The sequence below is a fragment of the Streptomyces pseudovenezuelae genome (assembly GCF_001513955.1).
In the GTDB taxonomy this organism is placed as follows: domain Bacteria; phylum Actinomycetota; class Actinomycetes; order Streptomycetales; family Streptomycetaceae; genus Streptomyces; species Streptomyces pseudovenezuelae.
The window spans coordinates 1-22,990 of the sequence record NZ_KQ948151.1 but is presented as its reverse complement, the minus strand read 5'-3'; the positions used below and the strand labels follow the sequence as shown (position 1 = coordinate 22,990).

Here is a 22,990-nt window from a genome sequence, read left to right as displayed (position 1 = left end):
TCGCCGAGGTGACGTCGTGGACATGGGAGTACGACGGCTACGAGCTCGCTGACCAGGGCCTGAGGGAATCGCTGTGCACGCTCGGCAAAGGGTATATGGCCACCCGTGGGGCGTTCACCGAGTGTCCGGCGGGCGATGTGCACTACCCGGGCACCTAGGCGGCCAGCTGCTACGACCGCCTCACCTCAGAGGTGGCCGGACGCCGGGTCGAGAACGAGGACATGGTCAACCTCCCCAACTGGACTGCCGCTGCGCTTCCTCGTCACCGGAGGCGAGTGGCTCACCCCGGACACCTCACCGCCGCTCGGTCACTGCTACGTCCTGCACCTGGCCTGCGGCTCACTGGAGCGCCACACACGGTAAGGGCTCGGCCCCGGTAAGGCGCTGTCGGTCCGCCAGCTGCGCCAGCTGCGCCTGCCGCACATGGCCGCCCCCCATCTTGCCGCCCCGCGCACCGAGTTCACCGCGGAGGGCATTCATCTGGGCGCCATGGCGGGCACCCTCGATCTCGTCCAGCGCGCACCGACCGGCCTCCAGACCCGGGCCGGCGCACCGTGGCTCGACCCGGTACCGCTGCCCGAACTGTCGTCGTACGGCTTCTCGCTGCGCTACCAGGAGCACTGGGGCGTACAGCTGCGGCTGGAGCGCGGACGTCTCGACGTCCTGGTCCCGTCGTCCGACGCGGACCCGATCGACATCCGGCTGCCGGGCCGGGCGGTCGTCGTGGAGCCAGGAGAGAGCGTGCGGCTGGTCCTGGAGGACTGACCGACCGTCATATCGTCTCGCCGCCACGGCGCAAGACCCTCAGCGGCCCTCACGGGGAGCCGTTCGCCTCTCCGGCACGGGACGTCAAGGGGTGATCCTGGCATCAGGCGGGGATGCCGGCCAAGGCTCCGCGCGGGGCCCGTTCCTCACCAGAGAGAGCAGCATCCGCGCCAGGGAGGCGGCTCCGGGAGGGGCTGCGACCGCACGTGGGCCGTCGGTCGCAGGCCGGTGCGCGGGGTACACACGCGCCGACCCGCCTCCCGCCCACCTTTCTCGGGTGCCGCTCGGAAAGAGGCCGGGCCAGATCTCGCGACGGCTCGTGTCGAACCGCTCACTCGTGCGCCACCACGACAACCGGGCAACGAGCGTGATGGATCGCCGCGTGTGCGACGGACCCGGTGTGCGCGCCGAGACGGCCGACGCGGATCCGGCGTCCGACGACCAGCAGTCCCGCCTCCTGCCCGGCAGTCGGCAGAGCCTCCGAAGCCCGGCCCTTCAGCACCAGCTCGTGCACCTCCACGGATGGGAACTTCTCCCGCCACGGTGCGACGGCCGCAGCCAGCGACCGCGCGGCCGACGCGGCCACCGCTCTGTGCGCCCTCGCCACGGCGGCGGCCTGCACATACGGCGGACGCCAGGTGTGCACCACCCGCAGTGGCGCGTCACGCAGCGCCGCGCTCTCGAAGGCGAACGCGAGCAACTCCTCGCTCGCGGACCCCGGATCGACACCGACGACGACGTCACGATAGGGCGTGTGCGTCGACGGCCGTCCATCGGCGTCCGGAAGATGCTCGTCCTCCAACGTCCCACGTTCGCGCACGAGTACGACGGGCCTGGCCACGTGGCCCACGACGACTTGAGCCACCGAACCCGCGATGAACCCGCCGACTCCGCTGACCGCGCGGCTGCCCAGCACCAGCAGCTCGGCCTCGGCACCGACGGCGATCAGGACGTCGGTGGCGGAGCCGGCGACATGCCGGGTGCTCACGGAGAGCTTCGGGTAGGTCGCGCGGATCCCGTCGGCGGCGTCGGTCAGCGCATGCCGTGCCAGACAGCGCGGTGCGTTGAGCTCCGGACGCTCCCTGTCACATGGCGACGTCACGCCCTCCCACGCCTGCATCACTTGGAGGGACAGGCCGCGCCTCAAGGCTTCCCTGGCCGCCCAGTCGGCAGCGGCGATGCTCCTGCTCGAACCGTCCCATCCCACGACAACTGGCCGCAACACGGTCAACACCTCCTCTGACCGGCGTCCGCATGTTCCTGTGCGGACCGCTGCTACTTCAGCATCGGCGCCGGGTGGCGTGGCTGTCAGGGGCCGGTACGTCCAAGGCCTGATGCCGAACGGCCCTTTCGGCGCCTTTCGGTGCCGGGAAGCCGGCGCGACGGTCAGGTCGGCTGACGCTGGCGGACGGGGGTTGTGCCACGGTGGCCTTAGGCGGCCGGCACGGACACCCCCTTGAAGCCCGCGAGTCGTTCACTCGTTCCAAGGAGATGCGAACCCCTGTCCCGGTGACCCCGTCCGGTCCCGGGACGACGACCTGCGCAGACTGCTGACCCACTCACGCCAAGGACGACCTCCATCGCACTTTCTCGGCGGGCCGTGTCCCGGGCAGGGGCAGAAACGGGTCGCCGAGTCGGGTGCCGTCGTGACGAGCGCGTGCCGGCAGATCTTCGCGGGCGAACCGATGAGCGCCGACGAAGGCGTTGGCGATCAACTGATTTCTGTTCCTGCTCGCATGGCCCCTCACCGGCGGAGCCGCCCGGGTCGAGGACGTGGCGCTCCGTCGCGGGCCTCCGCCGGCCCGCACACCTGATCCCGAGTCAGTCGACGAACCGCTCCGCTGACGAGTGCCGTACGGCCCATGTGCCGTGGTCCGTAGGGCACTTGGAGTACGCGCCTACGAGGAGTTGGCTGGAGGTGTCGGAGGAGCATGCCATGCCTACCACCAAACCCATCCCGCGAACGTCTCCCTGGCTGCGGCGGCCCGTGATCATCGCCATGACAGCCTTGCTCGTTACGCCGGCGGCGAGCGCGTGCGGCAGCGACACCGGTGCCGGGGGCACCTCACCCGGCACCGGACGGCCGAGCGCTGCGACCACGCCGAGCACGCCAGGAATCCCGAGCGCAGGGGGTACTGGCGGCACAGGGACACCGTCCGGCCCCAACGGCGGCGGCACGCCCGGGACTTCCACACCGCCGGTGCCACCCTCCCCGCCGCGCGGCACCCAGCACCAGGTGCGGGCGTCCGTCTACTTCCTGCACGGAGAGAAGATCTCACCCGCCCCCCGCACGGTGACCCCGCCCGCCACCGCGGCGGGCGCGCTGCGTGCCCTCCTGGCAGGGCCGAGCCGCTACGAACGCGGCCAGCGGCGTACCACGGCCATCCCCTCGGGTACGGCGCTCCGCTCGATCGTGGTGTGCCGTCACGTGGCCACGGTGGACATGTCCGGCCGTTACGACGACGGCGGTGGCAGCCTGTCCATGAGGGCCCGGCTCGCCCAGGTCGTGTTCACCGCCACGCGCTTCCCGGCCATCGAGAAGGTGCGCTTCAAGGTGGACGGAAAGCCAGTGACGTCCTTCGGAGGAGAGGGCATCGTCCTCAACGGGCCGGTGGGCCGCGCCGACTTCGAGGAGCTTGCGCCTCTCGTCCTCGTCGAGTCCCCACTGATCGGTGACACCGTCCGCATGCCTGTCCGGGTCTGGGGCAGCGCCAACACCTTCGAGGCCACCTTTCGCCTGAAGATCACCGATGCCGCCGGCCACACCGCGGCCGACGTCTACGCCACGGCGACCTCCGGAAGCGGAACCCGGGGCACCTTCGACGTGACGATCCCGTACCGAGCGACCCGCTCGGGGTCGGGCCTGCTCACCGCGTACTGGAACTCGCTGGAGGACGGTCACGCGGTGACAGAGGACACGGTGCCTGTGACGGTCATGCGATGACGCAGCCTCGACGGGCGCCGGGGCGTTGGCCTTCCTGCGGGTAGGCGCCATCCGTTCGAGAGTGCTGACTGAGCTCATCTCACACGAACGCGAACTGACCGAGCAGCGGTGCAACGCAGAGGGCGACGACGGGTGTGTGATGTCGACGACGGATGTCCGCGGCGCCGGACCCCGTCGACGGGCGTGCCTGCCAGTTGCCGTCCCGCGGTGGTGGGATCCGGCGCCGCTCTCACGGGTGCACAGTCCACCATCCTGGTCGGCGTAGTCGTGGGGCAGAGCCGGTCGGACCTGTTTCAGGTCTGCCCGGCCCCATGCGTAGAGGTGTGCGATGTGCTGCTGTCTCGCCGCGGTCGGCTCGGTCACTTGCGCGGCGGCGACGAGATTGTTCCGGACGACGCGCCACTGGCGGGGGACACCTTCCGTGTGGAGTACGCCTGAGAGCCGCCCGCGGCCAACGTCGTCCGCCGGGTGCCTACCGCTCGGACAGGGGGCGCGAGGTGGCGGGTGGCCGATGGGGTGACGCGGTTCGGACTGCCTACGCCAGCAGGGCGGTCGCCTCGGTGTCCGAGGTCTGGTACCAGGCGCCGACCGCGCCAAGGAAGGGCTGGGCCAGCGGTGCGGGGACCGGGCCACACTGACCGTGCTGGGCAGTCGAGGGGCGGGCCGCTCCGCCGAAGTGCTGGGGACGTCGGTGAGTCTGCGGGTCGCCGCCGGCTGCGGCAGCCCGTTGCCTGTCGTGCGCGGCGAGTGGCTGTCCGGCGAGCCGGAGCACGGCAGGGTGCTCATGGGGGTGGCGGACGACGTCGATGCCGGTGCCCGCGCTGTTCGCTTTCGAGGGGGTACGCCGGCGAGGCGGCGAGGTGTGGGCTCTGCACGTCTCGGCCGTGCCGGAGCCGGCGAGCGGTCTGCGCCTGTCTCCCACCGAGCGGAAGGCCCTGGCCGACAGCGAGGCTGCCGTGCCCCGCATGACGGTGGCCGCGGCGCGTGAGAAGTTCCCGGACGTGGGAGTCGGAGTCCGTGTCGACACGGTGTGGACGGGTGGCGCCGGGGCACTGGTGGAGGCCTCTCGTGCGGCCGACCTCGCCGTGATCACGGCACGCCACCGGCACGGGCTGGGCCTCGGCCCGCACACCGGTTCGTTCACTCGTGGCCTGCTGCACCGGGCGCACTGCCCGGTCGTATTCGTACCGGTCGGCTGAGAGCGACCGAAACACGGACGAGGAGGCTGCTATGTCGCACACAGCGGAATGGACAGTCCGCCTTTACCTCTTCGATGACGAGGGCACGACGAAGGCGCGGGTGGCGCTGGAAGCCGGAACCACCTCGCTGAACGGCTACGGAGCCGCACATTGCAACCCCGAGGACACCGACGTGCCGGAGATCGGTGGCGAGCTGGCCGCAGGCAGAGCCCTGCAGGGCCTTGCCCGGCAACTGGTAAACGCGGCCGAGGCCGACACCGAGGCCCTGGGCACCTCGGCGACGAGCCGGGAGGCGCCTTCGGCGGTCGGCTGGCCGATGTGATCCGCTGGGTCAGCGGCCGAGCACCAGCGCGACGATGTTCAGAAGCAGCAGGGCGGCGGCCACGTCCCCTCCGGCCAGGCCGGGGGCCGTTCCGGCCGGGTCACTGTGCCGTCGTGCGCGCAGACCGTAGAAGAGGGCGCCGACACCCGGGACGATCAGCACCAGCAATCCCGATCCGCCCGCCACGAGTGTCACGTGCAGGGGCACGCTGCTCTCCCCGGCGTCGTAACCCTGAAGACTCAGCAACCCCCTGTCCACGAGTGCTGCCAGGACGAAGGCCGGGAGGATCAACAGGAGGAACAGCCAGGCGCGGCGTACGTCGCGCCTGGCGCGCGCCGAGCCCGGTGCCATGGGGCGACCGGCGCCGTTTCCGTGAGAAGCGTGTGCCATTTCGTCTCACCGTCGCTGTCGAGGGGTGGGCAGGGGAGGGCGGGGCTTGCCCTGCCGCCCCGCCATCCGTGGGGGCCGGCGTCACCGGGCACACAGCTCGGTGCCCACATCCGGCGCGCGGCCCGGCAGGTGCGCCGCCTTCGTGTAGGACTCCTCGACGCCTTCGAGGCGCATTACGCCACGCGACCTGTGTGGCCCGTCCCGTTCGTCAGGCGATGGTGATGCTGTCGTCGAGGTAGACGTCCTGGACGGCGTGGAGGAGCTGAATACCTTCGATGGTGGGGCGCTGGAAGGCTTTGCGGCCGGTGATGAGGCCGGTGCCGCCGGCGCGTTTGTTGATGACGGCGGTGCGTACGGCCTGGGCGAGGTCGTCGTGGCCGGTGGAGGCGCCGCCACTGTTGATGAGGCCGGTGCGGCCCATGTAGCAGTTGGCGACCTGCCAGCGGGTGAGGTCGATGGGGTGGTCGGTGGTGAGCCGGTCGTACACCAGGTCGTGGGTTTTGCCGAAGGCGAGGGCGCGGTAGCCGCCGTTGTTCTCGGCTTGTTTCTGCTTGACGATGTCGGCCTCGATGGTCACGCCGAGATGGTTGGCCTGGCCGGTCAGGTCGGCGGAGACCGCGTAGTCGATGCCGTCCTTCTTGAAGGCCGGATTGCGCAGGTAGCACCACAGGACGGTGAACATGCCCAGTTGGTGGGCGCGGGCGAAAGCCTCGGTGACTTCCCGCAGTTGGCGGTCGGAGTGTTCGGAGCCGAAGTAGACGGTGGCACCGACACCGGCCGCGCCCAGGTCGAAGCACTGCTGGACGGTGCCGAACATGATCTGGTCGTAGTGGTTGGGGTGGGTCAGCAGTTCGTTGTGGTTGAGCTTGACGATGAACGGGATGCGGTGGGCATAGCGTCGTGACACCGCTCCGAGGGCGCCGAGGGTGCTGGCGACGGCGTTGCAGCCGCCGTCGAGGGCGAGTTCGGCGATGTTCTCGGGGTCGAGGTAGCGGGGGTTGGGGGCGAACGCGGAGGCGGCGGAGTGCTCGATGCCCTGGTCGACGGGCAGGATCGACAGGTATCCGGTGCCGGCGAGACGGCCGTGGTCGAAGATGGATTGCAGGTTGCGCAGCACCCGGGGCGAGCGGTCGGTCGTGGTCAGGACCCGGTCGACGAAGTCGGGTCCGGGAAGATGCAGGTCCTCTTTGGGGATGCCCTGGGCGGTGTGCGTCAGCAGGTCCTTCGCCTCGTCGCCCAGCAGGCTGTGAACGTCGGTCATCGCTCCACCTCCGCGAGGTTCGAACGGCTCATGGCCCCACTGTGCGGCGCAGGGTGGTCGTGCGACAGGGCCGTTCGGTTCCGTGACAAGCGCCGAACGACCCTGGGAACACCTCAGCCGAAGAACACTCCGAACTCGTCGTACAGCGACGGGTCCACCACCTTGGTCCGGCCGCGGGTCTCATCGAGGGGGATGCGGACGATGTTCGTGCCGCGCAGGGCGACCATCGTGCCGAAGTCGCCGTCCTTGACGGCGTCGACCGCATGCAGCCCGAAGCGTGTGGCCAGCCACCGGTCGAAGGCGCTGGGCGTGCCGCCGCGCTGGACGTGGCCGAGAACCGTGGTGCGGGCCTCTGTTCCGGTGCGCCCCTCGATCTCCTGAGCCAGCCACTCACCGATCCCCGACAGGCGTACGTGGCCGTACTCGTCCACGGACCGGTCCTTGAGGATCATCTGGCCTTCCTTGGGGGCGGCGCCCTCGGCAGCCACCACGATCGGCGCGTAATTGATCTCGAAGCGGCTCTTCACCCAGGCGCAGACCTGGTCGATGTCGAACGGCCGCTCCGGGACGAGAATGACGTTGGCGCCGCCCGCGACCCCCGCGTGCAGGGCGATCCACCCGGAGTGCCGGCCCATCACCTCCACCACCAGCGTCCGCATGTGCGACTCGGCGGTGGTGTGCAACCGGTCGATGGCCTCGGTGGCGATACCGACGGCCGTGTTGAAGCCGAAGGTGTAGTCGGTGCCGGCCACGTCGTTGTCGATGGTCTTGGGCACGCCGACCAGTTTGATTCCCTGGCGACTGAGCTCCGTGGCGGCGCCGAGGGTGTCCTCGCCGCCGATCACGATGAGCGCGTCGACCTGGTGCGCGTCCAGGGTGTCCCGGATACGCCGCACTGCGTCGTCATGCTTGAGGGGATTGGTGCGGGAGGAACCGAGGATGGTTCCGCCACGGGGCAGGATCCCGCGCACCTCGGCGATGCCCAGAGGCAGCACACTGTCGTGAAGGGCGCCGAGCCAGCCGTCGCGCAGTCCGACGAACGTGAAACCGTAGTCCTGGGTCCCCTTGCGGACGACGCTGCGGATCACGGCGTTGAGGCCGGGGCAGTCACCGCCTCCGGTCAGTACTGCGATCTTCATGGCTTGCTCCCTTTCTTCCCGGGCGGAGGGCGGCCTTCGCCCACGACGTGGTGCGTCACGGGTCGGCCCGGCGCATGGACCCGGAGAGCCAGGTGTCTCTCTCCATCATCAGCGCCGGGGACTTCGGCGGCGACTTTCCCGAGGTCTGGGTACTCACTTCCCAGCAGGGGCTGTCCCTGAGGCGTCGAACCGGTACCCGATGTGCGCGGAGAGCGAGACCACGCCGTCGACGTTGCGACACAGCCGTTCGATGACGGGGATCAGGCTGCTCGACTCAACGGTTCCCCCGAGGGTAACCCTGCCCTCGTGCACCTCGGCCGTCACGTCCGAGGGGGCGAGGTTCAGTGTCCGCCGCAGCACGTCCCCGGTGATCTCGTCGCGAATGGCGTCGTCCCGGCGCAGGAAGATCCGCAGCAGGTCGCTGCGGCTGACGATGCCCTTGAGCTGGTCCGCCTCGTCCACGACGGGCAGCCGTTTGACATGGTGGAGCGCCATGAGACGGGCCGCCTCTGTGACGGTCCACTCGGGGTGTGCGCACAGGGCAGGGGCGGACATGAGTTCCTCGGCGGTGGCGCCTTCTGCCGCGGCTTCGGCTGCGGCGGATTCCGGCCCCTCCGGGTGCGGCTTCGGAATCCGGCTGAACGGGTCGGTCCGGGTGGAGCACCTGCGCAGCAGATCCGCCTCGGACACCACACCCAGAGGGTGGTCCAACTCGTCCACCACGGGAACGGCGGTGATGCCGTTGTCGGCGAGCAGCTCGACGATCTCCTTGAACGGCGTGTCGCGCCTAGCCCGGACGACATCGTGGCTCATCAGGTCGGCAACAGTACGGTGCTGCATGTCGTCCTCCCTTCGTGGCGTGACAGCCTGCGCCGTCACATCTCAAGCGTGTCAGGGACGGACCGTCCGTACGAGGGCCGGTCAGGACCCGTTGAGGTCCGGTCGGACCGGAAACGGGGCGGTCCGGCCCTGATCAAAGTTGTTTGTGCCCATGCGGCCCGAACCGGCGCGTGGGAGGCCGAGCACCGGAGCAGCCCGCCCTGTCGAGAAGCGGCCCGTGGCACTACGGGAGGTCTCCGCCGCCCGCGGCGAGATCCCCGCCCGCCGGGCCTACCCCGGCCACCTCTACAGCGATCTGGCTTCCCTGTACGAGCGCTGCGGGCGACTGCGCGGCCTGCCGGGCTCCGTCACGGTGCTGCCCGTACTGACCATGCCCGCTGGCGACATCACGCACCCGGTGCCGGACCTCACCGGATACATCACCGAGGGCCAGATCGTGCTGTCCCGGCAGTTGCATGCGCGAGGCGTCCACCCGGTGGACGCCCTGTCCTCGCTGTCGCGCCTGATGCGCAAGGGTGCCGGACCTGGCCGCACGCGTGCCCACCGCCTCGACGTGGCGGCTCAGCTGCTGTCGGCTCTTTCCCGCGCGCGTCAGGTCAGGGAACTCGCCGACCTCGCCGGGCAGGCGGCGCTCAGCCCGGCCGACCGGTGCTCCCTGGACTTCGAGGACGCCTTCGCGCGCGGGCTCCTCGACCAGCGGCGGGACGAACTGCGCACCCTGGATCAGATGCTGGAGCGGGCGCCTGGCAGGTGCTGATGACGCTGCCAGGCGGCCAACTGACCGTGCTACCGGCCGAGTTCCTTGACGCCCATCGCGCGCCGGAGAGCAAGTGCTCGTATGACGGAGCTGCGCGTACCCCCCCGGCCGGGCCGGACGTCTCAAACTGCGCCGTGGCCTGGAAGTGGCGCGCCACGGGGCTGATCTGCTCGACCGGAAAATGCGCGTCCTTCACGCCCCGCCACGAGGAACTGCTGCGCGCCGAGCGCAGCACGCGCGGCTCACGGAGGCGGAGTCCTGGGTGCGACGCGGACTGCCCCTCGGGGGCGAGGACGCTCTCGACACGGCCCTCGCGCGGCGTCCCGCGGAACGGGAGATCACCTGGACCTCGACGATGGGCGTACGGCATCCTCGTGCCGCCTCGTGTGCCGTGCCGGATGCCGATCCGGACGAACCGGCACCGGCGAACACCGCCCTGGTCCACGCCGGGGCCGCCTACGCGGACGCGGTACGGGCAGCCGCCGAGTACGCCGCCGCCGGTGCCGCGGCCCGCGCCGTGGGGGACGAACTGCTCAGTACCCGGCGGCGGGTGCGGGCCGTGCGGCGGCACTGGATTCCGCGGCTGGAGACCGTACTCGCCCGGGTCGACGCGGGCTCGACCAGAACGAGCACGAGGACGCGGTGCGCGGGAAGTGGGTGGCGGACATGCAGGCACAGGGCCGTTGACCCCACGTGACGCGGTCACGGTGCCGACCGGGCAGCACAGGGCGGGAAGGGCCCATCCGCTTCTCGCGGATCCTGATTGCGCGGTGCGCGCCCCGAAGGCGCTTCCCCGCGTCTCCCGGCGAGCTCTTCCCGCCACCTCCAGCACATCATCTCGACCACGTGCCCGCCAGGGCCGACCGGCCCCATTCGAGGGGTACGGCCGCGGCTGTACGCGCTCAGTAGGGGAGGGGACGCCCGGAGGGCGTGCGCAGGTCCTGGGGCTCCGGCCGGCGGGGAGTACGGGGGCACTTGGTCTGCTGGATCCGCCTCATGATCGCCGCCTCCTTGGACGCCGTCCGCGGTGCTCCGATCGATTCGGTGCCGCGTGCCCCAAGGAGTCTTCTCCGCGTCCGCTTCCTCCGCTTGAGGCCAACGACCCCGGAACGCGGGCCGTGCCACCCCGCCGTCAGGGCCGATCGGCCCTCTCGCATCTCCAGCCGCTTGCGTGCCCCTCAGCCCGAGGAGTGATTCGCGGTCTCCGGTTGTTCCAGGTGGGTGGCGAGGACGGCGGCTTGGACGCGGCGTTGGACGCCGAGTTTGGACAGGAGGCGGGAGATGTGGTTCTTGACGGTTTTCTCGCTGAGGTAGAGCTGTTTGCCGATCTCGCGGTTGGTGAGGCCGTCGCCGATGAGGGCGAGGATGTCGCGTTCGCGGGGGGAGAGGCCGGCGAGTTCGGGGGCGAGGGCGGGGGTGTCGGTGGGTTCGGCGCGCAGTGATTGCATGAGGCGGGCGGTGGTGGCGGGGTCGAGCAGGGACTGGCCGGAGGCGACGGTGCGGACGGCGGAGATCAGGTCGGTGCCTTTGATCTGTTTGAGGACGTAGCCGGAGGCGCCGGCCATGATGGCGTCGAGGAGGGCGTCCTCGTCGTCGAACGAGGTGAGCATCAGGACGGCCAGTTCTGGCATGCGGCTGCGTAGTTCGCGGCAGACGGTGATGCCGTCGCCGTCGGGCAGGCGGACGTCGAGGATGGCGACGTGGGGGCGTACGGCGGGGGCGCGTACGAGTGCGTGGTCGGCGTTGGCGGCGTCGCCGACGACGCTGATGTCATCCTCGGCGTCCAGGAGGTCCATCACGCCGCGGCGGACGACTTCGTGGTCGTCGAGGAGGAAGACCCGGATGGGGTCCTGCGGGGTGAAGGTGCGTGCCTCGGCCATCTCGACTCCCTCGCTCCCGGTCACGTGCCGTCTGCGGGTGGTCCTGCTCATGTCCAGTGTGCCCTTCACCGTGCACGTGGCATGCGCAGAGCCGTCACGCCAAGCGTTCGTGGGAGCCTCGGTGTGAGCTGCGGCCGGGAGCAGGCGGCGCCAGGCGGGCCGGTGCCCGGACTTTCGGGTGCCGGCGTCCCCGTCCGCCTCATGGCATCGCAGGCGCGGTCACGGAGAACCTGGCCCGGACGCCGCCGTCGGGTGGGCCGATGGCCCTCCGTGAGGTCGCGCATTCCGGACCGGTAGGCGGCGGAGTCGATCCGGCCGTGCAGACGCCGTGCCACCGGCCGTATCTCGCTCTTCTCCAGCTTGCTGTCCCGTCGGAGCTGCGAGGCTTCGCGTACGGTGCCCGGCGCGCACAGGCGATCGGTGTCGTACAACGCACCGACAAGAATGAGCAGTTGGAGGAACACGGCGAGGACAACCATGGCACTGGCCCTGAGGGATCGAACGCCGTACGCCACGGCGTGGTCACTGACGGCCTGCATCGTGTGCCAGGCCTGGGGCAGTGGCCGACCTGCCCCTTCCCAGGCCGAAAGCCCCCTGGACTCCGCCGTGGGCAGCGCCCTCGGCGTGAACGACGTGAGAGTCAACCGGTGCGGTGTCCCCAGCGGGGTCCCACCATGCCCCATTCCACGTCCCACTGGGCGAGGCGGCGACGGTCGAGTCCCCTGCGTACGACGCTTCCGGCTCCGATCACGACGCCGGAGAGGGCGAAGGCGGACGCCGCGCCCAGCAGGCCGGACTCCACGGACGCCTCGGTTCGGCTCGTCGGTGCGGTCATCAGGTCGCCTTGGGCGTCGGTCCACACCTCGACCGCGGAGCCGACGGGGCGGCCCGATTCCACCAGGGTCTTGTCGGTGTGCACGGACCCGCCCGGCGCCGTCCAGCGGACCGCGGCCGGCGACCGGAAGCTGTGCGCAGTGGCCGGTGGGGTGCCCACGAGGAGCACTGCCCGGACCGGCGTCCGCCCGGCGCGCTGCTGGGCGAAGACCCCGTCGGCCCCCTGGGCGGTCACCACACCGGCCACCGTGCCGCCGACGGCCATGATCACCCAGACGACCAGAACGAGCCACGCCTCCAGCACGTCCTCGCGCCGCCGGAGCGGATTGCCGCGCCACCGCCACAACCACGTCCTCGTACGCCCGGCCATCGGTCCGCACCTCCCCATGCACCGTCACTGTCGTTGTTCAGGAACGTGACAGCCGTGGCTCAGCCGCGGCAGGGGCCTGTCAGGCCGATGCGGGGACCGTCGGGGTCAAGACCCCTATAGAGAAGGGCCGTTCGGCCCGGTGCTGTTCGCCGGGTCGGCCGTCGGGGCGTGCCGGGTGCGTGGGCCGTATCCCGGTCGGACCCGGACAAGGGACCATCGACCCTCTCACCGCACCGTCCCACCGCCCCACCCTCGAAGGCACGGGACCTGCCCGTCGCTCGTGCGGGAGGAGAGCATCATGCGCATCGCATCTCTCGACGCCACGACCCTGGAAGCCTGCCTTTCGGCGGCTGTGGCGGCACCTTCGTTCTTCAACAGCCAGCCCTGGCGCTACCGGCTCGACCCCGACACCGTCACCCTGGAGGTGCGGGCCGCCCCGGAACGAAGCCTGCGCCACGCCGACCCCGTCGGCCGCCCCCTGCACGTCTCGGTGGGCGCATCCGTCTTCAACCTCCGCGTCGCCGCGCTCCACTTCGGCTGGTCACCCGTCGTACGCCTGCTGCCCAGCCCCGAGGAACCCGGCCTGCTGGCCACGATGCGCATGACGGCTCCCGTCCACCGCACCACGGTAACGCTCCGCGCCGACCTCTACCCTGCGGTCTGGCGCAGGCACAGCAGCCGTATGCCCTTCTCCAGCCGTCAGGTCCCGCCGCGGGTCCTCACCGAACTCGCCGAGGCCGCGCACATGGAAGGCGCCCTCGTCACCTTCCCCGCCCCCACCGAGACGGCTCGTATGCTCCGAGTGGTGTCCGAGGCCGAGCAGCGCAACCGCGCCGACACGGACCGCGGCACGGAGAGCCGCCGCTGGCTGCAACCGGACGGAGCCGGGGCCACGGACATCGGGCTGCCGAGGACGACCCTGGGACCGCAGGACGCGCGCGAGCAGATCCCGATGCGGGACTTCACCGCCCAGCGGCATCCCGAACGGCTGCCCGCCCAGGACTTCGAAACCACCCCGCTCATCGCTCTGCTCACGACCGAACACGATCGACGCTCCGACTGGCTGCGCACCGGGCAAGCGCTCGAACACGTACTGCTGCTGGCCACGGCCCACGGCGTGCGCGCCTCCCTGCTGCACCAGCCGATGGAGTGGCCCGACCTGCGGACCGAACTGAACCCCGTGCCTGAGCACACGGGGCACGCCCAGATGCTGGTCCGCCTCGGCTACGGCCCCGAGGGCGCCGCCACCCCGCGGCGCGCCCCGCAGGCGGTGAGCGACCCGGAGACGCTCCGGTGAGAAGGCCTGCCGGCGGGGCAGTGCCGTCCCGTCGTGCGGTGGGGACCGAACGGCCCATGCGGACGCCGGTCACTCGGCCCACGCTGGAACCGTGGGGGACTCCCGGTGCCCCGCAGCGAAGGAGGAACGGTCATGAAGGGCTTCGTTTTCCACGGCCCCGGACAGTCCGCCTGGGAGGAGGTGCCGGACCCGGCCGTCCAGGACCCGACCGACGCCGTCGTACGGGTCAAGGCGGTCACCATCTGCGGGACGGATCTCCACATCCTCAAGGGCGACGTGCCCGAGGTGGCACCCGGCACGGTTCTCGGCCACGAGGCCGTCGGCGAGATCGTCGAGACGGGCAGCGACGTGCGCACCGTCCGGCCGGGAGACGAGGTCCTGGTCTCCTGCATCACCGCCTGCGGCCGCTGCCGCTTCTGCCGGCAGGGCATGTATGGCCAGTGTCTGGGCGGCGGAGGCTGGATCCTGGGCCACCGGATCCACGGGACGCAGGCCGAGTACGTGCGCGTGCCGTACGCCGACCTGTCCGTGCACCGGCTGCCCGGCGGGCTGAGCGGGCAGGACGCCGTGCTGTTCGCCGACATCTATCCGACCGCCTACGAGGTGGGCGTGCTGAACGGTGCCGTGCGCCCCGGGGACACCGTCGCCGTCGTCGGCGCCGGCCCCATCGGACTGGCCGCTATCCGCACCGCGCAGCTCTACACCCCCGAGCGGATCATCGCCGTGGACCTCGCCGACTCCCGGCTGGACGCCGCCAAGCGGCTCGGCGCCGACGTCGTCGTGGCCGTGCGTGAGGGCCCCGCCCAACTGGTCGCCGACCTCACCGACGGCCTGGGCGCCGATGTCGTCATCGAGGCCGTCGGCGTCCCCGAGAGCTTCGAGCTGTGCACGCGGATGGTGCGTCCCGGCGGTCACGTGGCGAACGTCGGAGTGCACGGCAAGCCCGCCACCCTGCATCTCGAAGACCTGTGGATCAAGAACGTGACCCTGACGACCGGGCTGGTCGACACCTCGTCCACGCCCACCCTGCTGCGGATGGCGGCAGCCGGCCGACTGCCCACCGCGTCGATGGTCACCCACACCTTCCCGCTGGACAGCATGGAGGAGGCGTACGACGTCTTCGGCCGCGCGTCCGAGACCGGCGCCCTGAAGGTCGTGCTGGGCGAGCCGCGACACGACGCACTCGCCGTTCCGGCGTCCTCGTGACGGAGGAGGAGAGAGCCGTGCGTGAACACGCGTCGGCGGGAGCGGCGCAGCCCGCGACCGGCCTCGGTGCCAGTGACCTGGGCCGCCGCCTCGCCGACAGGCGTGGTGAGCTCGGCCTGACCCGGCAGGAGGTGGTCGACCGGACCGGCATGGACACCGGCTACCTCCGTTGCCTGGAAGAGACCCCCGCCGCCGCCCCGGGCGTCGGCACCCTCCTGCGGCTCGCCGACGCGCTGGACACCGGGGTCACGGTCCTCACCGGCGGTGAGGTCGATCTGCCGCCGGGTCCGGGCCGGGCGAGCAGAACAGCGGAGTCGGTGGAACTCGGCACGGACGAGTGCTGGGAGCGGCTGTCGACGCACGGGGTGGGCAGGCTCGGCATGATCACCGCCGAGGGCGTGACGATCCTTCCCTTGAACTACACCGTCGTCGACGGTGCCATCGTCTTCAGGACCGCCCCCGGCTCCCTCCCGGGCGCGCTTCCCGGCGAGCAGGTCGCCTTCGAGGCCGACCACATCGACGAGGTGTTCCGGCACGGCTGGAGCGTGCTGGTGCGCGGCCTGGCCCGTGAGGTGACGTGGTCCAACGAGGTACGGCGGCTGGCCGAGCGGGCGTACAGCGAACCCTGGGCCGGCGGGCGGCCTGACCTCTGGGTCCGCCTCGACCCGGTCGAGATCACCGGCCGGCTGATCAGGGAGCGTCCGCCGGGCGGCGGGTGAACCAACCGGGCAGGGCCGTCCCGCGCGTGGGCAGGGACCAATGGCCCCTCAGGCTCCGGCAAGAGCCGGGTAGACGCTGGAGGAGACGATTTACCACGCGGTGAAGGTTGGACCGCCCATGTATTCGAGCGACGGCTTTCGTGAACTGGACCGGCAGGAGTGTCTGCGCCTGATGGCGAGGGTGCCTGTGGGTCGCATCGTCCACACACGCCACGCCCTGCCCGCGGTCCTGCCGGTCAACTTCTCCCTGGACTACGACGGGGGCGTGCTGCTGCGGACAGCAGCGGCGTCGGAACTGGTCCGCGCGGTCGACGGCGTGGTCGTCGCCTTCGAGACGGACGAGGTCGACGCGGCCGCCCGGTCCGGCTGGAGCGTCGTCGTCACGGGCCGGGCCGCGGTGGTGGACGATCCGGCCGAGCACGCGCGGCTGTGCCGGGTCGGACCACGCTCCTGGGCACCTTCGCCCGCCGAGGTGTTCGTGCGGATCGCACCCGAGCTGATCACGGGCCGTGAACTCATCGGCGGGCGTTCCGTGTACGGCACCCGCCTCGCCTTCTGAGCACAGCTCACCGCGGCCCGCGCGGGACCGAACGTCACGGAGCGAAAGGGCCGCACGGCGCCCGCGCCGACCCACGCGGTCCCTCCCCCTTTCCTGGCTCGTGGACGAGCATCGTCGCGAGAGCCCGGTGGACGAAGCGCCGGGGAGGACGTGCACGGAAGGGGACCGGGACATGTCTGGACAGCGCGTGGTCGTCGGAGTGGACGGCACACTGATCGCCGTACGAGCACTGGACTGGGCGGCCGAGGAGACCGAGCGGCGTGGCGCCACCCTGCACATCCTCTACGCCGTGGCGGATCACGACGAGGCGGGACCGGTGCTTGCAGCCGCTGCCGCTCGGATCCACGACCACCATCCGGGGCTGCCGGTCGTGACCGGCGCCGCCGAAGGCACCGCGGTGCAGGCCCTCGTACGGGAGAGCGAGGGCGCCGCCCTCACCGTCGTCGGTACCAGGGGCCTGGGACGGGTCACCGGCACCCTGTTCGGATCGGTCAGTCTGCGGCTTGCCGGGCACACCCACAGCCCCCTCCTGGTCGTCCGCGGCGACCACCGCTGCGACGGTGCGCGCGAGGTGCTGCTCGGCCTGGAGAGCGACACCGACGCGGACGCGGCCGCTTACGCCTTCCAGGAGGCGGAGCGCCGCGGTGCCCGGCTCACGGTCCTGCACGCCTGGAGCCACCGGCACGAAACGCCCGAGCTGCCGTCGCTGATCCCGGGGGCGAGCCCGGGACAGCGGGAGGCGGCACGGCGCGAGTCGGGCGAGGAGGCGGTCGGACGCTTCGACGTGGCCGAACTGCGTCAGCGCCACACGGGGGTCGGCGTCGAGACCGTGACGGTCCGCACCGATCCGGCGCATGCCCTGCTGGAGAAGACACGGGAGGCCGGGCTCGTGGTGATCGGGGCTCGCCGTCACGGGCACGGCAGCACGCCGCGGCTGGGCACGGTCGGACACGCCCTGCTGCACCGCTCGCACTGTCCGGTGGTGGTGGTACCGACCCGATAAGGGGCACCCGGGCCGGCAGGGGTGGCCCGAGCGGCCCTGTCGAGGGGCCAGCAGGCAGTCGGAAGCTGGTTCAGAGCGGCACCGCGCGCCTGCCCGCCCCCAGACCCGCCGAGGAAAGGGACTCCCAATGTCCGTCGACACGCAGCAGGCGCCCCGCTGACCGGCCTGACCCTGGTGTCCGTCGCCGGAATCGCCGGTCCACCGCGCGCGCAGGCACGGGACGCGATCGCCTTGTGCCGCACCGCGGGGGTGACCGTCAAGATGATCACCGGTGACCACGCGGACACCGCGGCGGCCGTCGCGCGCGAGCTGGACATCGACGGAGACGTGGTGACGGGCGTGGAGCTCGACCGGATGACACCGCGGGAGCTCTCCCGGCGCATCGCTGTCCGAGCGGGGCCATGTCGGCGCCATGACCGGTGACGGCGTCAACGACGCGGCAGCGCTGCGGGCCGCACACATCGGCGTGGCCATGGGAGGCACCGGGACCGACGTGGCCAAGGAAGCCGCCGACATGGTGCTCACCGACGACGACTTCTCCACCATCGTGCGTGCCGTGCGTGCCGTGCGTGAAGGGCGCGCCATCTACGCGAACATCGTCGAGTTCGTCCGCTTCCAGCCGGCCACCAACATCGGCGCCATCCTGACCCTGCTGGGCGCCTCGGTGGCAGGACTGCCCGCCCCCCTCACCGCGGCCCAACTCCTGTGGATCAACATCATCATGGACGGGCCCCCGGCCATGGCATGGGCGGTCGACCCGGCCGAGGACGACGTGATGCGACACCAGCCGAGGGACTCCGGCGAGCGGATCCTGGACGCCCGCCGTCTGATCGCGATCAGCAGGGCGGGTGCCGTCATGGCCCTCGGTACCGTCGGGCTCCTGGCCTTCGCCCGGCCGTGGGCCGGTACCGACACCGCGCTGACGATGGCGTTCACCACGTTCGTCCTGTTCCAGCTCTTCAACTCGTTCAACGCCCGTGCCGATCAGGGCCCGTTGCTCGGCCGCCACCGACTGCGCAACCGCACCCTGTGGTGGTGTCTGGCGGGCGTCCTCGTCGTACAGATCGCCGCCGTCCAGGTGCGCGGGGCCAAGCGGCTCGTCCGCTGACGACGGACCTACTGCGTCGACCCGTCAAGCATCGGGGCGCTCCAGGTGGGTGGCGAGGACAGCGGCCTGGACGCGGCGTTGGACGCCGAGCTTGGACGGTGTCACTCCTTGCGGCCGGGCCCGACAGGTCCCGCCAAAGGGGCCGTTCAGCCCACCGTGCCCAGACCTTCGGCCTGCGGCGCTGCTACCCCGCGGCGAGCAGATTGGACGGTGCAAGGAACGAGTGAACGCACCGACTCCCGAAAGGATCACGACCATGGCTGTCCACGATCACCCGCACCGACACGCAGGTTTCCGGTTCCCGTCGCTGCGAAGGACGGAAACGGCCGACGCGGCCGCCACGGCCACGGCGACCGGCGCGTACGTGTTCGCCGGACTGCGGCTGCTGACCGGGTTCGTCTTCCTGTGGGCGTTCCTGGACAAGACGTTCGGCTTCGGCTACGCGACCCAGTCCGGCAAGGGCTGGATCGACGGTGGCTCGCCGACCAAGGGCTTTTTGAGCGGTGTGGCCGCCGGACCGATGGAGTCCACCTTCCACTCCTGGGCGGGCGATGCATGGGCCGACTGGCTGTTCATGCTCGGTCTGCTGGGCGTCGGTCTGGCACTGATCGCCGGGATCGGCCTGCGACTCGCCGCCGTCGCCGGTACGGCGATGATGGCGCTGATGTGGATCGCGGAGTGGCCGCCCGCCAAGCACCTCTCGGACGGCTCGCCCAGCATGTCGACGAACCCGTTCGTGGACTACCACGTGATCTACGCCGTCGTCCTCATCGCCCTGGCGGCCGCGGGCGCCGGCACGGTCTGGGGGCTGGGCAAGGTGTGGGCACGCCTGCCCTTCGTCAGCCGCAACCACTGGCTCCAGTGACCCTGCAACGGCACGGCGGGTCCCGGCCGGGACCCGCCGCGTCACGCCCGGTGGGGCCGGTCGGCCGGCTTCCGGGACCAGCGGCCCCTGCCTCGCCGGGCCTGACCGCACGACGCTGGAGACAGACATCCAGATCAGGAGGCAGCATCATGGTCCGCACCGTTGTCGCAGGTCTCGACGGCTCCGCCGAAAGCCGCGCGGCCGCCGAGTGGGCGGCCCGCGAAGCCGCCTCGCGCGGCCTGCCGCTGAAGCTGATCCACGTCTCGGAGCCCGTGCCGGAGCCGATGGCCCAGGCACCGCTCCTCGGCGGTGAGACCTTGCAGTACTGGAGTGAGAAGGTCCCGCGAGACGCGGCGGACGGCATCCGCCTGCGGCATCCGGGCCTCGAAGTCGACATGCAGGACGTGGCAGGCCGGCCGGCCGAAATCCTGGCGGAGGCGGGACGGGACGCCGAACTGCTGGTCCTCGGCTCGGGCAGGCTGAGCGGGATCAGTGGATTTCTGCCCGGTTCCGTCGGCCTGGCGGTCGTGGCGCATGCCGAACGGCCGGTCATCCTGGTCCGTGCCGGGGAACAGGCCGCCGACGAGCACGAGCCGGACCTGGCCGGCATCCCGGCGGCGGGTACACCCTTCCGCCCGGTCGTGCTGGGCCTCGACACCGACGATCCCGACGACTCGATGATCGAGTTCGCCTTCGAGGAAGCCGCCCGACGCGAGACCGCCCTGCGGGCCGTGTCCGCCTGGAACCTGCCGCCGTACTACGTGTACGGCCTCTCCCTCGACCCGCAGTACCACGACGAGATCGCCCGTCAGAAGGCCGCCGCGCTGAGCGAGGTCCTGCATCCCTGGCGGCAGAAGTATCCGTCGGTCGAGCTCGTCGAGGTGTGCCGTTCCGACAGCCCGGGCCGCCAGCTGATCGACGCGTCCCGTGAGGCCTCCCTGGTCGTCGTGGGCCGCCGGGCCCGGCGCAGGTCCTTCGGCGCTCACATCGGACCCGTCACCCACGCGGTCCTGCACCACTCCGCCGTCCCGGTCGCCGTGCTCCCGCACCACTGACGCCGAGCGTGTGGGGCTCGCCCGGGTCCCGGGCCGGCCCCGAGGCGCGGTCACCGAGGGCCGACCGGCCCTCACATCACCGCCGCTCAGCCCATGGGCCCCCGCCCCTTTCCGCTGGACGCTCGAAGTGCACAGAGACCTGGAGGAGAGCCGCGATGAAGAACGAAACGCTCAGCGGTCCCCGGACCCATGCCCTGCTCGCGGACGGCACCACCGTGTGCATCCGCCCCGTGGCGGCGGCCGACCACGACCAGCTGCAAGGCCTTTACGAGGAGATGTCCCCGGAGAACCTGCGCCTGAGGTTCTTCGCGGCCAGCCGCCGCTCGGCCGAGATGGCCGCCGACCGCGCCTGCGCCACACCTCACGTCGGCTACCGTGCCCTGCTCGCCGAGCGGTCCGGACAGGTGATCGGCCTCGCCGAGTACGACACCGGAGGTATCGGAACAGAGGCCGAGATCTCCATCGCGGTCGCCGACGGACTGCACCACCGTGGCGTGGGCACCCTCCTGGTCGAGCACCTGGTCTCCGCGGCCCGTGCGGACGGCGTCACCTCCTTCATCGCCGACGCCCTGAGCGAGAACCAAGAAGTGCTGCGCCTGTTCGCCGACCTCGGTCTGCGCACGGCCCGCCGCTTCGAGGGACCGGAAGCGCGCTGCACGATCGCGCTGGGCGAGGACGACACCTATCTGACGGCGGTGGAAGAGCGCGGGCGGGCCGCCGACGTCGAGAGCCTGAGGCCCCTGCTGAGGCCGGCCGCGGTCGCCGTGGTCGGCGCCGGGCGCAAGCCGGGTTCCGTGGGCCGCGCCATCCTGCACCAGCTCAAGACCGGCGGCTACACCGGCCGGCTGTGGGCGGTCAACCCCGCCGCGACATCCATCCTCGGCGTACCCTCCCACCCGAGCGTCAGCGCCCTGCCCAGGACTCCCGACCTCGTCGTGGTCGCCGTACCCGCCCCAGCGGTTCCCGCGACCGCCGAGGAGTGCGGCAAGGCGGGCGTACGCGCGCTCCTTGTCGTGACCGCCGGGCTGGACGCGGATCAGGCGAAGGCCCTGCTGGCCGCCTGCCGCACCTACGGGATGCGGATGGTGGGACCCAACTGCCTGGGCATCTCGAACACCGACCCGCAACACCGCCTGGACGCGACCTTCGCCGCGCACCACCCACGCCCCGGCACAGCCGGTGTGGCCGTGCAGTCCGGTGGAGTCGGCATCGCCCTGCTCGACGGAATGTCCCGGCTGGGCATCGGTGTGTCCTCGTTCGTCTCGCTCGGTGACAAGTACGACGTGAGCGGCAACGACATGCTCCAGTGGTGGGAGAGCGACGCACACACCGACCTCGCCCTGTTGCATCTCGAGTCGTTCGGCAACCCGCGTGCCTTCTCCCGCACCGCCCGCCGGGTGACCCGGCGCATGCCGGTGCTCACCGTCGACGCCGGGCGCACCGACGCCGGGCGCCGTGCCGCCGCCTCGCACACGGCCGCGGCCGCCACCCGCACCATGACCCGCCAGGCCCTGTTCACCCAGGCAGGCATCACCGCCGCCCATTCGGTGGGTGAACTCCTGGAGACCGCGGCCCTGTTGCACTCCCAGCCGCTGCCTGCCGGATCGCGGGTGATGATCGTCACCAACGCGGGCGGTGCGGGTGTGCTCAGCGCCGACGCCTGCGCGGAAGCCGGACTCACTCTGCCGATGCCCCCCGCCATGCTCGTCGAAGACCTTTTCGCCGTGCTGCCCGAGGGCGCCGCGATCGGCAACCCCGTGGACGTGACGGCCGCCGTCACGCAGGACCGACTGGGCGAGTGCGTGGACCGGATCATGCGGCACCCGGGCGTGGACGCCGTGCTGGTGGCCCTTGTGCCCACCGCGGTCGCGGCCGCCACGGGTGACGACCTCGTCAAGGCGGTCACCGCCAGGCCGGGACACCGACCGAAGCCGGTCGTCGTCGTACGCCTCGAACAGACCCTGCCTGTGGAGTTGTTGTCCCGCAGCGGCGGCGGCACCGTACCCGCGTATGCCGAACCGCAGGCAGCGGCCCGGGCGCTGGCCCACGCCGCGCGCCGGGCGGCCTGGCTTGCCCGCCCCGCCGGTACCGTCCCGGACCTCGACGGCATCGACACGGCCCGTGCCCATGCCTGCATCGGGACGTACCTCGAAGCCCACCCCGACGGAGGCTGGCTCGACCCGCGCACCTGTGCCGAGCTCCTCGACTGCTACGGCATTCCACAGCTGCCCTGGGCCTGGGCCACGACCGAGGACGAGGCCGTCCTGGCGGCCGACCGGATGCGTGGTCCCGGCGGCCTGGTGGTCATGAAGGGCTACTGGCCCGGTCTGCTCCACAAGAGCGCGCAGCACGCGGTCCATCTGGACCTGCGCGGCGACAGCCAGGTCCGCGCCGCCTTCCGCGACCTGGAGACCCGGTTCGCCGGACTGCTCACCGGCGTGGTGGTCCAGCCGCTCGCGGCCCGCGGCACCGAACTG

At 71.3% G+C, this 22,990-nt stretch carries 22 protein-coding genes and 1 pseudogene; 16 read left to right on the top strand and 7 right to left on the bottom strand.

Annotated elements, in window-relative coordinates:
* Positions 1-8 precede the first annotated feature (8 nt).
* Positions 9-723, top strand: a pseudogene (locus AQI94_RS44780) (glycosyl hydrolase family 65 protein); the annotation flags it as partial.
* Between the two features lie 373 nt (positions 724-1,096).
* On the opposite strand, the gene AQI94_RS31830 reads toward AQI94_RS44780, so the two are convergent.
* Positions 1,097-1,972, bottom strand: coding sequence for a universal stress protein (locus AQI94_RS31830; RefSeq protein ID WP_225890366.1), 876 nt, complete (start codon positions 1,970-1,972; stop codon positions 1,097-1,099).
* Positions 1,973-2,965: 993 nt separating this feature from the next.
* Between AQI94_RS31830 and AQI94_RS31825 the strand changes: the two genes are divergently transcribed.
* From AQI94_RS31825 to AQI94_RS31805, 3 genes are all read left to right on the top strand, one after another.
* Positions 2,966-3,709: a Gmad2 immunoglobulin-like domain-containing protein gene (locus AQI94_RS31825; RefSeq protein ID WP_225890330.1), complete on the top strand. Its 744-nt coding sequence runs from the start codon at positions 2,966-2,968 to the stop codon at positions 3,707-3,709.
* A gap of 806 nt (positions 3,710-4,515) precedes the next feature.
* A complete protein-coding gene (locus AQI94_RS31810) occupies positions 4,516-4,908 on the top strand; it encodes a universal stress protein (RefSeq protein ID WP_051832320.1) in 393 nt (130 codons plus the stop codon).
* A 31-nt stretch (positions 4,909-4,939) separates the two neighbouring features.
* Positions 4,940-5,230: a dsRBD fold-containing protein gene (locus tag AQI94_RS31805; RefSeq protein ID WP_031047724.1), complete on the top strand. Its 291-nt coding sequence runs from the start codon at positions 4,940-4,942 to the stop codon at positions 5,228-5,230.
* A gap of 9 nt (positions 5,231-5,239) precedes the next feature.
* Here AQI94_RS31805 and AQI94_RS31800 read toward each other — a convergent pair whose 3' ends face one another.
* The 4 genes from AQI94_RS31800 to AQI94_RS31785 all read right to left on the bottom strand — a co-directional run bounded on the left by AQI94_RS31800 (position 5,240) and on the right by AQI94_RS31785 (position 8,860).
* Positions 5,240-5,581 (bottom strand): hypothetical protein, encoded by a 342-nt coding sequence (locus tag AQI94_RS31800; RefSeq protein WP_031047720.1) that lies wholly within the window; start codon positions 5,579-5,581, stop codon positions 5,240-5,242.
* A gap of 247 nt (positions 5,582-5,828) precedes the next feature.
* Entirely contained in the window at positions 5,829-6,881 is a 1,053-nt protein-coding gene (locus AQI94_RS31795; RefSeq protein WP_031047718.1) for a class I fructose-bisphosphate aldolase, read from the bottom strand.
* A gap of 113 nt (positions 6,882-6,994) precedes the next feature.
* Positions 6,995-8,020 carry a 6-phosphofructokinase gene (locus tag AQI94_RS31790; protein WP_031047717.1) on the bottom strand — a complete coding sequence of 342 codons (1,026 nt, stop codon included), beginning with the start codon at positions 8,018-8,020 and terminating at the stop codon, positions 6,995-6,997.
* A gap of 153 nt (positions 8,021-8,173) precedes the next feature.
* A complete protein-coding gene (locus AQI94_RS31785; protein ID WP_031047715.1) occupies positions 8,174-8,860 on the bottom strand; it encodes a CBS domain-containing protein in 687 nt (228 codons plus the stop codon).
* 217 nt (positions 8,861-9,077) lie between these two features.
* On the opposite strand from AQI94_RS31785, the gene AQI94_RS31780 reads away from it, so the two are divergent.
* Both AQI94_RS31780 and AQI94_RS31775 read left to right on the top strand, forming a co-directional pair.
* Positions 9,078-9,617 (top strand): ATP synthase beta subunit C-terminal domain-containing protein, encoded by a 540-nt coding sequence (locus AQI94_RS31780; protein WP_225890329.1) that lies wholly within the window; start codon positions 9,078-9,080, stop codon positions 9,615-9,617.
* A gap of 181 nt (positions 9,618-9,798) precedes the next feature.
* Positions 9,799-10,314 carry a V-type ATP synthase subunit D gene (locus tag AQI94_RS31775; RefSeq protein WP_263973321.1) on the top strand — a complete coding sequence of 172 codons (516 nt, stop codon included), beginning with the start codon at positions 9,799-9,801 and terminating at the stop codon, positions 10,312-10,314.
* A 481-nt stretch (positions 10,315-10,795) separates the two neighbouring features.
* Here the strand turns inward: AQI94_RS31775 and AQI94_RS31770 are convergent, their stop codons facing one another.
* Both AQI94_RS31770 and AQI94_RS31765 read right to left on the bottom strand, forming a co-directional pair.
* A complete protein-coding gene (locus AQI94_RS31770) occupies positions 10,796-11,497 on the bottom strand; it encodes a response regulator (RefSeq protein ID WP_031052706.1) in 702 nt (233 codons plus the stop codon).
* 640 nt (positions 11,498-12,137) lie between these two features.
* Complete coding sequence (locus tag AQI94_RS31765) at positions 12,138-12,701, bottom strand: Rv1733c family protein (RefSeq protein ID WP_031052703.1); 564 nt, start codon at positions 12,699-12,701, stop codon at positions 12,138-12,140.
* A 298-nt stretch (positions 12,702-12,999) separates the two neighbouring features.
* On the opposite strand from AQI94_RS31765, the gene AQI94_RS31760 reads away from it, so the two are divergent.
* From AQI94_RS31760 to AQI94_RS31715, 10 genes are all read left to right on the top strand, one after another.
* Complete coding sequence (locus AQI94_RS31760; RefSeq protein ID WP_031052701.1) at positions 13,000-13,998, top strand: Acg family FMN-binding oxidoreductase; 999 nt, start codon at positions 13,000-13,002, stop codon at positions 13,996-13,998.
* A gap of 132 nt (positions 13,999-14,130) precedes the next feature.
* On the top strand, positions 14,131-15,204 hold the full coding sequence (locus AQI94_RS31755; protein WP_062230058.1) for a zinc-dependent alcohol dehydrogenase family protein: 1,074 nt from the start codon (positions 14,131-14,133) through the stop codon (positions 15,202-15,204).
* Between the two features lie 17 nt (positions 15,205-15,221).
* The gene (locus AQI94_RS31750; protein WP_062230057.1) at positions 15,222-15,923 is read left to right on the top strand and encodes a helix-turn-helix domain-containing protein; all 702 of its coding nucleotides are present in this window, start codon (positions 15,222-15,224) and stop codon (positions 15,921-15,923) included.
* Positions 15,924-16,041: 118 nt separating this feature from the next.
* Positions 16,042-16,482: a pyridoxamine 5'-phosphate oxidase family protein gene (locus AQI94_RS31745; RefSeq protein WP_031061799.1), complete on the top strand. Its 441-nt coding sequence runs from the start codon at positions 16,042-16,044 to the stop codon at positions 16,480-16,482.
* 172 nt (positions 16,483-16,654) lie between these two features.
* A complete protein-coding gene (locus tag AQI94_RS31740) occupies positions 16,655-17,485 on the top strand; it encodes a universal stress protein (RefSeq protein ID WP_031061802.1) in 831 nt (276 codons plus the stop codon).
* A gap of 174 nt (positions 17,486-17,659) precedes the next feature.
* On the top strand, positions 17,660-17,908 hold the full coding sequence (locus AQI94_RS45935) for a cation-transporting P-type ATPase (protein ID WP_031061804.1): 249 nt from the start codon (positions 17,660-17,662) through the stop codon (positions 17,906-17,908).
* Entirely contained in the window at positions 17,898-18,593 is a 696-nt protein-coding gene (locus AQI94_RS31730; RefSeq protein WP_031061806.1) for an HAD-IC family P-type ATPase, read from the top strand. Before AQI94_RS45935 ends, AQI94_RS31730 begins: the two co-directional genes overlap by 11 nt.
* 256 nt (positions 18,594-18,849) lie before the next feature.
* Entirely contained in the window at positions 18,850-19,458 is a 609-nt protein-coding gene (locus AQI94_RS31725; protein ID WP_062230056.1) for a DoxX family membrane protein, read from the top strand.
* Positions 19,459-19,607: 149 nt separating this feature from the next.
* The gene (locus tag AQI94_RS31720; RefSeq protein ID WP_031053961.1) at positions 19,608-20,513 is read left to right on the top strand and encodes a universal stress protein; all 906 of its coding nucleotides are present in this window, start codon (positions 19,608-19,610) and stop codon (positions 20,511-20,513) included.
* Positions 20,514-20,668: 155 nt separating this feature from the next.
* Positions 20,669-22,990, top strand: a 2,322-nt coding sequence (locus AQI94_RS31715) for a bifunctional acetate--CoA ligase family protein/GNAT family N-acetyltransferase (protein WP_062230055.1), incomplete at its 3' end; no start/stop codon positions are given.